At 67.8% G+C, this 9,910-nt stretch carries 10 protein-coding genes; 7 read left to right on the top strand and 3 right to left on the bottom strand.

The window, feature by feature from the left end:
* Positions 1-175 precede the first annotated feature (175 nt).
* Complete coding sequence (locus AC1D2K_RS21560; RefSeq protein ID WP_478090868.1) at positions 176-535, bottom strand: HPF/RaiA family ribosome-associated protein; 360 nt, start codon at positions 533-535, stop codon at positions 176-178.
* A 146-nt stretch (positions 536-681) separates the two neighbouring features.
* On the opposite strand from AC1D2K_RS21560, the gene ylqF reads away from it, so the two are divergent.
* The 7 genes from ylqF to AC1D2K_RS21525 all read left to right on the top strand — a co-directional run bounded on the left by ylqF (position 682) and on the right by AC1D2K_RS21525 (position 8,815).
* Entirely contained in the window at positions 682-1,641 is a 960-nt protein-coding gene (gene ylqF / locus AC1D2K_RS21555; protein ID WP_478090867.1) for a ribosome biogenesis GTPase YlqF, read from the top strand.
* Positions 1,642-1,750: 109 nt separating this feature from the next.
* Entirely contained in the window at positions 1,751-2,794 is a 1,044-nt protein-coding gene (locus tag AC1D2K_RS21550) for an aldo/keto reductase (protein ID WP_478090866.1), read from the top strand.
* A gap of 123 nt (positions 2,795-2,917) precedes the next feature.
* A complete protein-coding gene (locus tag AC1D2K_RS21545) occupies positions 2,918-4,147 on the top strand; it encodes an ABC transporter substrate-binding protein (protein WP_478090865.1) in 1,230 nt (409 codons plus the stop codon).
* A gap of 80 nt (positions 4,148-4,227) precedes the next feature.
* Positions 4,228-5,103: a branched-chain amino acid ABC transporter permease gene (locus AC1D2K_RS21540; RefSeq protein WP_478090864.1), complete on the top strand. Its 876-nt coding sequence runs from the start codon at positions 4,228-4,230 to the stop codon at positions 5,101-5,103.
* 8 nt (positions 5,104-5,111) lie between these two features.
* Complete coding sequence (locus tag AC1D2K_RS21535) at positions 5,112-7,061, top strand: branched-chain amino acid ABC transporter ATP-binding protein/permease (protein WP_478090863.1); 1,950 nt, start codon at positions 5,112-5,114, stop codon at positions 7,059-7,061.
* 10 nt (positions 7,062-7,071) lie between these two features.
* Complete coding sequence (locus tag AC1D2K_RS21530) at positions 7,072-7,794, top strand: ABC transporter ATP-binding protein (protein ID WP_478090862.1); 723 nt, start codon at positions 7,072-7,074, stop codon at positions 7,792-7,794.
* 85 nt (positions 7,795-7,879) lie between these two features.
* Positions 7,880-8,815 (top strand): M14 family metallopeptidase, encoded by a 936-nt coding sequence (locus AC1D2K_RS21525; RefSeq protein WP_478090861.1) that lies wholly within the window; start codon positions 7,880-7,882, stop codon positions 8,813-8,815.
* 133 nt (positions 8,816-8,948) lie between these two features.
* On the opposite strand, the gene AC1D2K_RS21520 is transcribed toward AC1D2K_RS21525, so the two are convergent.
* Together AC1D2K_RS21520 and AC1D2K_RS21515 are read right to left on the bottom strand one after the other, a co-directional pair.
* A complete protein-coding gene (locus AC1D2K_RS21520; RefSeq protein ID WP_478090860.1) occupies positions 8,949-9,239 on the bottom strand; it encodes a nucleotidyltransferase family protein in 291 nt (96 codons plus the stop codon).
* A gap of 33 nt (positions 9,240-9,272) precedes the next feature.
* Positions 9,273-9,910: M23 family metallopeptidase (locus AC1D2K_RS21515; RefSeq protein WP_478090859.1), on the bottom strand; the 638-nt coding region annotated here is incomplete at its 5' end.

Below are 9,910 nucleotides of genomic sequence, written 5' to 3'. Positions count from 1 at the left end.
GGGGGCTCAGGCCGGCGCCGGGCCGCCCCAAGGCGGCCTGCGGCCCCCTCGGGGGGCAGCGACCACACGCAGTGAGGGAGCGTGGGGGCTCAGGCCGGCGCCGGGCCGCCCCAAGGCGGCCTGCGGCCCCCTCGGGGGGCAGCGACCACACGCAGTGAGGGAGCGTGGGGGCCTTTCACTCTTCGACTGTATCGCCGTCCTTGCGAATCGAGTCGCGGTCGCGGCGGCCGTAGAGCCGGCCCAGGGTGCTGTCGAGCGCGCGCTTGAGCTTGTCGCAGGCGCCGCGGAAGGCCTCGTCGAGGTTGGGTGCATGGTGGCTCACCGCCAGCGGTTGATGGCGGGCCAGGCGGGCCTCCATCACGCAACGCTTGTCGCCACCACCACTGGCGTCATGGTTTTCGTCGCTCAAGTGGATCTCGACGCGCGTCACATCGGCGACGAAGCGGGCGAGGGTCTGGCGCATTTCGCTGTCGGCCCAGCGCTCCAGGGCGTCCTTGTTCTCGATGCCGTTGCTGGTGTTGACTTGGATCTGCATGGCATGTCCTTTCTGCAAGCCCTGACTGTGCACCCTTCGGACACGGCTGTACGTAAGCATTTGGGCAACGCGTCCGTGGTCGGAACGACGCCCCGCGCGGGCCAGCGACAATCCGGAGCCACCCCGCATACAAAGAAAGAACTCCGATGGCCATCCAGTGGTTCCCCGGTCACATGCACCTGACCCAGAAGGCCATCGCCGAGCGGATCAAGGACATCGACGTCGTCATCGAATTGCTCGACGCCCGGTTGCCCGGTTCCAGCGCCAACCCGAAGCTGGCCGAACTCACCGGCCACAAGCCGGGACTCAAGGTGCTCAACAAGCAGGACCTCGCCGACCCGGCCTGCACCGCGCTCTGGCTGGCCCACTACAACGGCCAGCCGGACACGCGGGCGATCGGCCTGGATGCCAGCCAGACCACGCCGGCGCGCCAGCTCATCGACGCCTGCCACCAGCTGTCGCCGCTGCGCGGCGGCATGGCCAAGCCGATGCGGGTGCTGATCTGCGGCATTCCCAATGTCGGCAAGTCGACGCTCATCAACACGCTCACCGGCAGTCGCAAGGCCAAGACCGGCGACGAGGCCGGCATCACCAAGCTCGAGCAGCGCATCACGCTGGCCGACGACTTCTACCTCTGGGACACGCCGGGCATGCTGTGGCCGCGCATCATCGTCGCCAAGAGCGGCTACAACCTGGCGGCCAGCGGCGCGATCGGCCGCAACGCCTTCGACGAGGAGGAGGTGGCGCTGGAGTTGCTCGACTACCTGAAGGGTCACTACGCGGGCCTGGTCGAGGCGCGCTTCAAGATCGATCCGATCGGCGCGCTGCGCGACGAGGAGGTGCTCGAAGCCATCGGCCGCAAGCGCGGTGCGCTGTTGGGCAAGGGCCGCGTCAATCTGCAGAAGGCGGCCGAGATCGTGATGAACGAATTCCGCAGCGGCAACATCGGGCGCATCACGCTGGAGACGCCCGAGGAATTCGCGCAGTGGCTGGCGGCGGGGCATCTGCTCGATGCGGAGCGCGCCGCGAAGAAGGCGGCGCGGGTGCGCAAGAAGGGGTCGGGGCGGCGCGAAGAGGAGCCACCGGCGGCGCCGGACGCCTCCTAGTCCGCGCCGCCGGCCGCCGCCTGCAGGATTCCGCGCTGGCGCCTATGCTGGAGGGCTCGTCCGGGCGCATGGCGTCCGCGCCCTGCATCGACAGCCAAGGAGTTCCCGCATGCGACACCATCCCCTCGGCCGCACCGGCCTGTTCGTGTCCGAGCTCTGCCTCGGCACCATGACCTTCGGCGGCAGCGACGGTATCTGGAGCCAGATCGGCGACCTCCAGCAGGCCGACGCCGAGCGGCTGGTCGGCCAGGCGCTCGATGCCGGCATCAACTTCATCGACACCGCCGATGTCTATTCGGGCGGACTGTCGGAGCAGATCACCGGCCAGGCGCTGAAGAACCTCAAGGTGCCGCGCGACCAGGTGGTCGTCGCGACCAAGGTCTTCGGCGAGACCGGCCCCGGGCCGAATGCGCGCGGTGCTTCGCGCAGCCACATCCTCGACGGCGTCAAGGCCAGCCTGAAGCGACTGCAGCTGGACCACATCGACCTCTACCAGATCCACGGCTTCGACCCGGCCACGCCGATCGAGGAAACCGTGCGCGCCCTCGACCAACTGGTGCGCCATGGCCACGTGCGCTATGTCGGCGTCTCCAACTGGGCCGCCTGGCAGATCGTCAAGGCGCTGGGCATCGCCGAGCGCTGGGGGCTCGCGCGCTTCGAATCGCTGCAGGCCTACTACACCGTGGCCGGTCGCGACCTCGAGCGCGAACTGATCCCGATGCTGCGCAGCGAAGGCGTCGGGCTGATGGTCTGGAGTCCGCTCGCGGGCGGCCTGCTGAGCGGCAAGTACGGCCGCGAGCAGCAGGGCGAGCAAGGCAGCCGGCGCATCAGCTTCGACTTCCCCCCGGTCGACAAGGACCGGGCCTGGGATTGCGTCGACGCCATGCGTCCGATCGCCGAGGCGCACGGTGTCTCCGTGGCCCAGGTCGCGCTGGCCTGGCTGCTGCACCAGCCGCAGGTCACGAGCGTGATCGTCGGTGCCCGGCGGGCCGAGCAACTGGCCGACAACCTGGCGGCGACGCAGGTGACGCTGGGCGCGGCCGAACTCGCGCAGCTCGACGAGGTCAGCCGGCTGCCGCCCGAGTACCCGGGCTGGATGTTCGCGCGGCAGGGCGAAATCCGGCGCAAGCAGCTGGCTGGCTCCGGACGTTGAGGGGCGGCCGGAGACTTCTGCAATCCTGGTAGCGGTTTTAGGGTTGTCACTCTCTCCGAAACCGGTTCCCATCGTTATGTTTGGCGGACATCCTAGCAACACAACATGTGGAGATTCTCACTGATGCATTCGCGATTCAAGCTTCTCGCGGTGGCCTGCGCCGTTTCGTTTTCAGCCGGCGCATTCGCGGCCGATCCGATCAAGATCGGCGTCGATGGCCCGTTCACCGGTGGCTCCTCGTCGATGGGCGTCAGCATGCGCGACGGCGTGCGCCTGGCCACCGAGGAGATCAACAAGAGCGGCGGCGTGCTCGGCCGCCAGATCCAGCTGGTCGAACGTGACGACGAGGCCAAGAACGAGCGCGGCGTGCAGATCGCCCAGGAGTTCATCAACAAGGAGAAGGTCGTGGCCGTGGTCGGCTACATCAACACCGGCGTCGCCCTCGCTTCGCAGCGCTTCTTCCAGGAAGCCAAGATCCCGGTGCTGAACAACGTCGCGACCGGTTCGATCGTCACGCACCAGTTCGACAAGGAGCCCGAGAACTACGTGTTCCGCAATGCGGCGCATGACAGCATCCAGGCGCCGATGATCGTCCAGGAGGCGGTCACCCGCCGCGGCTACAAGAAGGTCGCGATCCTGGCCGACTCGACCAACTACGGCCAGCTGGGCCGCGAAGACCTCGAGAAGGCCCTCAAGGCCAAGGGCATCACGCCGGTGGCGGTCGAGAAATTCAACATCAAGGACGTCGACATGACGGCCCAGCTGCTGAAGGCCAAGGAAGCCGGCGCCGAGGCGGTGCTGACCTACGGCATCGGCCCCGAGCTGGCGCAGATCGCCAACGGCATGACCAAGCTGGGCTGGAAGGTGCCGATGGTCGGCAGCTGGACCCTGTCGATGGCCAACTTCATCGACAACGCCGGCCCCGGCGGCGATGGTGCGCGCATGCCGCAGACCTTCATCCAGGAAGGCACCACGCCGAAGCGCAAGGAGTTCATCGCGAGCTACCTCAAGACCTTCAAGCCCAAGAACGACCGCATCGATTCGCCGGTGTCGGCGGCGCAGGGCTACGACTCGATCTACCTGCTGGCCGCGGCCATGAAGCAGGCCAACAGCACCGAGGGCCCGAAGATCAAGGCCGCGCTGGAGGAACTCAAGACGCCGGTGGAGGGCGTGGTGACGACCTACAACAAGCCCTTCTCGAAGGCCGACCATGACGCCATCACCGCCAACATCCCGGTGTTCGGCGAAGTCAAGGCCGGCCGGGTGGTCTACGCCAGCCCCGACGACCTGAAGAATGCGGCGCAGGTTCGCCTCAAGGACATGGCAGCCAACGACGCCCTGCTGAAGCAGTAGCCGCGTCCGTGCGCCGGCGCCGCCCCGGGTCATTCCCGCGGCGGCGCCTTTTCATGCCCAACGCTTCGCGAAAGCCGTTCATGCAAATCCTCACCCAACTCATCTTCAGCGGCATCGCGCTGGGCATGATCTACGCCGTCATCGCGTTCGGCTATCAGCTCACCTTCGCCACGTCCGACACGCTCAATTTCGGCCAGGGGGATGCGCTGATGCTCGGCGCGCTCGTCGGCCTCACGCTGGTCACGCTGGGCGTGAACTACTGGCTCATGATCCCGCTGGTGTGCCTCTTCGGCGCCGTGCAGGGCGSCGTGGTCGAGCGCATCGGCGTTCGCCCGGCGATCAAGATCAAGTSGGAGTTCGGCTGGATCATGTCGACCATCGCGCTCGGCATCATCTTCAAGAACGTGGCCGAGAACGTCTGGGGCCGCGACGACCTCAAGTTCCCGTCGCCGCTGCCCGAGGCGCCGATCAAGTTCCTCAACGCCAATGTGCTGCCGATGGAAATCCTGGTGGTGGTCGGCGCTGTCCTCATGATGCTGGCGGTCGAGCTGTTCAACCGCCGCTCGATCTACGGCAAGGCCGTGGTCGCGACCTTCAACGACCGCGACGCCGCCAAGCTGATGGGCATCAACACCGGACTGGTGATCACCTTCTCGTATGCGCTGTCCTCGCTGACCGCGGCCTTCGCGGGCGTGCTGATCGCGCCGCTCACGCTCACCGGCGCCACCATGGGCGCGGTGCTGGGCCTCAAGGCCTTCGCGGTGGCGATCATCGGCGGGCTGACCAGCGGCATGGGCATCATCCTCGGCGGGATCATCCTCGGCATCGCCGAGACCACCACCGGCTTCTACCTGAGCACCGGCTACAAGGACGTGCCCGGCCTGGTGCTGCTGCTGATCGTGCTGGCGGTGCGCCCGGCCGGCCTGTTCGGCAAGACCGCAATCAAGAAGGTCTGAGCCCGCACATGAATTCGAAAATCACCCGTTTCCTGCTTGCGATCGCCGGCTTCGCCGCGCTCATGCTGTTCCCGGTCGCGATCGACAACCCGTACTACATCCACCTGCTCGAGACCATCATGATCTACGCGATCCTGCTGTTCGGGCTCGATATCGTGGTCGGCTACACGGGCCAGGTCTCGCTCGGCCATGCGGGCCTGTTCGGCCTCGGGGCCTACACCGCGGGCGTGCTGGTCTACAAGCTCGGCGCGCCGCTGATGGTGGCGCTGATCGCCTCGATCGGCGTCACGGCGCTGTTCGGCGCGCTGCTGGCGCTGCCGGCGCTGCGCGTCACCGGGCCCTATCTCGCGATGGTGACGCTCGCCTTCGGCACCATCATCCAGATTCTCATCAACGAGATGAGCTTCCTGACCGAAGGGCCGATGGGGATCAAGCTCACGAAGCCGCCGCTGTTCGGCCACAAGCTCGACGAACGCGAGTTCTACTGGCTGGTGGTGCTGATGCTGGTGCTCTCGCTGATCGTGGTGCACCGCATCCTGCGCTCGCACCTGGGGCGCGCCTTCGAGGCGCTGCGCGGCAGCCCCGTCGCCTCCGACTGCATGGGCGTGTCGGTGTACCGCTACAAGGTCTACGCCTTCGTGATCAGCGCCGGCTTCGCCGGTCTGGCGGGCAGCCTGTATGCGTACTCGGAACAGTACATCTCGCCCAACACCTACAACTTCGAGCTCACGGTGCTGTTCCTGCTGGCGGTGATCATGGGCGGGCGCAAGAGCCGCATCGGCGCGATGCTGGGCGCCACCATCATCGTGCTGCTGCCCAAGCTGCTCGACGACGTGGAGCTGTTCCGCTACGTGTCGGTGGCCCTGGCGGTGCTGGTGATGATCGTGGCCGTGGTGGGCGTGCAGAAAAAGCGCGTGACGCCGAAGCAGATGGCGATTCCCGTGGTCGGCAGCATCGCGCTGGCGGGCCTCGCGTTCTGGCTCCAGACCATGACCGACTGGCGGCTCTCGATCTTCGGCGTGATCATGCTGTTCGTCGTCTACTACCTGCAGGACGGCATCGTCGGCTTCGTGCGCAGTGCGCTGAACCTGCGGCGGCAGAAGCCGCAGGCGGAGCCGCTCGCGGCGGGCATGGCGCCGGCCGACGCGGTGTCGGTCGCGGCGATGGCCGGCGGCCAGCCCGAGGTGCTGCAGGCCGCGGGCGTGCTGATGCAGTTCGGCGGCCTCAAGGCGCTCAACAACGTCGATCTCACGGTCAGGCGCGGCACCATCCATGGCCTGATCGGCCCCAACGGCTCCGGCAAGAGCACCATGATGAACGTGCTGACCGGCATCTACGTGCCGACCGCCGGCGCCATCAGCTTCGACGGCCGTTCGCTGGTCGGGCGGACCTCGGCGGACATCGCGCTGTCGGGCATCGCGCGCACCTTCCAGAATGTGCAGCTGTTCGGCGAGATGACGGCGCAGCAGAACGTGCAGGTCGGCCTGCATCACACCTTCCGCAGCAACCTGCTCGACGTCGCGCTGAACACGCCGCGCTACAGGCGCGAGAGCGCGGCCGCGGCCAGCCGGGCGCTGGGCCTGCTGAAGTTCGTCGGGCTGGAGGCGTTCGCGGGCGAGGAGGCGCGCAACCTGCCGTACGGCAAGCAGCGCCTGCTCGAGATCGCGCGCGCGCTGGCGCTCGACCCGCAACTGCTGCTGCTCGACGAGCCTGCGGCCGGCCTCACGGCGCCGGACATCAAGGAGCTGATCGCGATCATCCGCAAGATCCGCGAGCACGGCGTGACCGTGATCCTGATCGAACACCACATGGACGTCGTGATGAGCATGTGCGACACGGTGTCGGTGCTCGACTTCGGCCAGAAGATCGCCGAGGGCGAGCCGGCTGCGGTGCAGTCGGACGAGAAGGTGATCGAGGCCTATCTCGGCGGCCAGGAAGCCAGCCTGCAGCCCGCCTGAGGAAACCATCATGCTGACCATCCAGAATCTATCGGCCGGCTACGGCAAGGTGCAGGTGCTGCACGGCGTCTCGATCGAGGTGCCCAAGGGCAAGATCGTGACCCTGATCGGCTCCAACGGCGCCGGCAAGACCACCACGATGCGCGCGGTGTCGGGAATGATCCAGCCGACGGCCGGCGAGATCACGCTCAACGGCAAGCGCATCGACGGGCTCGAGTCGTATCACATCGCCAAGCTCGGGCTCGCGCATTCGCCCGAGGGCCGGCGCGTGTTCGCGACCATGACCGTGACCGACAACCTGACGCTCGGCGCCTTCCCGCGCCTCACGGGAAGCCGGCCGCGCGGCGATGTCGCGGGCGACCTCGAGCGGGCGCTGGAGCTGTTCCCGCGCCTGAAGGAGCGCCGCACCCAGCTGGCCGGCACCCTGTCGGGCGGCGAGCAGCAGATGCTCGCGATGGCCCGCGCCGTCATGCTGAACCCCGAGGTGGTGCTGCTCGACGAGCCTTCGATGGGGCTGGCGCCGATCCTGGTCGCCGAGGTGTTCCGCATCATCGAGCGGCTCAAGCAGCAGGGCGCGACCATGCTGCTGGTCGAGCAGTTCGCCGCCGCCGCGCTCGGCGTGGCCGACTACGGCTACGTGCTGGAGAACGGCCGCATCTCGCTGCACGGGCCGGCCGAGAAGCTGCGCAACGATCCGGGGGTGAAGGCGGCGTACCTGGGCAGCGGGCATTGAGCGGCTCGCTCGGCACCCGCACCAGCACCCGCCGACCGGATGACGCACACTGCTGCCACCGCTTTCCAGCGAGACAAAAGCATCCATGACCCAGCCCCAAGCCGCCCTTGAAGTCCTCCCGCGCGACATTTCCGCCTACCGCGAGGGCAACACCGGCATCGACTACGTGCACCGCTTCGAGTCCGGCAAGGCGGGCCCGCACGTGCTGATCAACGCGCTGACCCACGGCAACGAGATTTGCGGCATGGTGGCCGCCACGCATCTGCTGGACAGCGGCGTGCGCCCCCGGATCGGCACGCTGACCGTGAGCTTCGCCCACGTCGAGGCCTACAACGCCTTCGATGCCGAGAAGCCCTTCGACAACCGGCAGATCGTCCACAACCTCAACCGTGTCTGGTCCGACGAGTGGCTGGACGGCCCCGAGGACAGCCCCGAACTGCGCCGCGCGCGCGAACTGCGGCCGGTGGTGGGCGCGGCGGATCACATCCTCGACATCCATTCGACCAGCCAGGACGTGGTGCCGTTCTGGGTCTATCCCGATTTCGATCGCAACGCCACGGTGGCGATGGCGATCGGCCTGCCGCCGGTGCACCTGGTCATGCCGAGCGGCCTGGGCTCGGGCACGCCGCTGATCCAGCACGGCCTGCATGCGGGCGCCGATGCGCCGGGCGCCGCGATGGTGGTCGAGTGCGGCCAGCACTTCAGGCAGGCCGCGGCCGACCTCGCGACCGAAGTGACGCTGCGCTTCCTGGCGCACTTCGGCTTGATCGACAGGGAAGGGGGCGCATCCGAGGTCGAGCCGCAGCGCCGCTTCGAGCTGCTGCAGACGCACATGATCCAGGCCGAGGATTTCCGCTTCGTCCGGCCGCTGATCGGCTTCGAGACCTTCGCCAAGGGCGAGCTGATCGCCACCCAGGGCGAGGACGAGATCCGCGCGCCCTGCGACGACTGCACGGTCTTCATGCCGGCGCAGCGGGTGATCGTCGGGCGCGAGGCGGTGTACCTCACCAAGCCGCTCTAAGGCGACCAGGGCGAATGCGCCGAGGAAGGGGCGCAGCATGCGACCTACGGGGACTGCAGCAGCTTCACGATCTGTGCCCTGAGCGGAGGCAGATCGCTCAGGATGGTTTGCACCCGCTGGGGATCGCCTCGACTCATAGGGGCACGGCCTCGCGCAGCACCTGATCGCGAAACTTCGTTGGCAAGCCGTTGGGGGTGAGCACGTCCACCTCCATGCCCAGTAGACTCTTCAGTTCGTAGCGGATGGCGCCGATGTCCATGAGCGTGATTTGCGCCGTGGGTTCGACCAGCAGATCGAGATCGCTGTCGGGCCCATCGTCACCGCGCAGGGCGGAGCCGAACACCCGCACGTTGCTGACGTGATGGCTCAGCGCGATCTCGCGAATGCGGGCGCGATGTCGGGACAGAGCTTCAGAGGGGCGCATGTCGCCGAGTGTAGTGCGGCTAGTTCCGTGGTCTCAAGCCGCGATGAACAGCGCCGGGTCCACCATCGTGCGGTTGAGCATCACGCCCCAGTGCAGGTGCGGCCCGGTGACGCGGCCGGTGGCGCCCACGGCGGCCAGCGGCTCGCCGGTCGGCAGCACATCGCCGGCCTTCACGTCGATGCGGCTCAGATGGCAGTACATCGTGAGCAGGCCGCCGCCATGGTCGAGCCAGACGGTGCCGCCGTTGAAGAAGTAGTCGCCGGTGTCGATGACGCGTCCCGGCAACGGCGCCAGCACGGGCGTGCCGGTGGCGGCCGCGATGTCCATGCCGCTGTGCGGATTGCGCGACTGGCCGTTGAAGACGCGGCGCAGGCCGAAGGAACTGGAGCGGCGGCCCGGCACCGGCACGCGCATCTGCAGATCCTGCAGCCGAGGCTCGGTGAAGGTGGCCATCACCGTGGCCTGGTGGGCCCGCTCGCGCTCGTAGCGGGCCTGGTCCGTGGGCGACAGGTCGACCGTGCCCGGCGCCACCTTGAGGCGCTGCTCGCTGTATCGCTTGGYTGCGACCGTGTAGGCCATCTGCCGTTCGGCGCCGTCCTCCGCGCGCACCGTGATGCGCGAGGTGCCGGGCGCCGCCGCCAGCGGAATGCCGACCAGCGCGGTCCACTCGG

It is taken from the genome of Variovorax sp. P1_H12_2, from assembly GCF_056405335.1.
Note: the sequence above shows the minus strand (reverse complement) of the source record. Positions and strands in the feature narration are given on the sequence as shown.

Excerpts from the sequence above, each read along its gene's own strand:
- ylqF (WP_478090867.1), top strand. The coding sequence starts at position 682 with ATGGCCATCCAGTGGTTCCCCGGTCACATGCACCTGACCCAGAAGGCC.
- AC1D2K_RS21550 (WP_478090866.1), top strand. The coding sequence starts at position 1,751 with ATGCGACACCATCCCCTCGGCCGCACCGGCCTGTTCGTGTCCGAGCTC.
- AC1D2K_RS21560 (WP_478090868.1), bottom strand. The coding sequence starts at position 535 with ATGCAGATCCAAGTCAACACCAGCAACGGCATCGAGAACAAGGACGCC.
- AC1D2K_RS21535 (WP_478090863.1), top strand. The coding sequence starts at position 5,112 with ATGAATTCGAAAATCACCCGTTTCCTGCTTGCGATCGCCGGCTTCGCC.
- AC1D2K_RS21545 (WP_478090865.1), top strand. The coding sequence starts at position 2,918 with ATGCATTCGCGATTCAAGCTTCTCGCGGTGGCCTGCGCCGTTTCGTTT.
- AC1D2K_RS21520 (WP_478090860.1), bottom strand. The coding sequence starts at position 9,239 with ATGCGCCCCTCTGAAGCTCTGTCCCGACATCGCGCCCGCATTCGCGAG.
- AC1D2K_RS21525 (WP_478090861.1), top strand. The coding sequence starts at position 7,880 with ATGACCCAGCCCCAAGCCGCCCTTGAAGTCCTCCCGCGCGACATTTCC.
- AC1D2K_RS21530 (WP_478090862.1), top strand. The coding sequence starts at position 7,072 with ATGCTGACCATCCAGAATCTATCGGCCGGCTACGGCAAGGTGCAGGTG.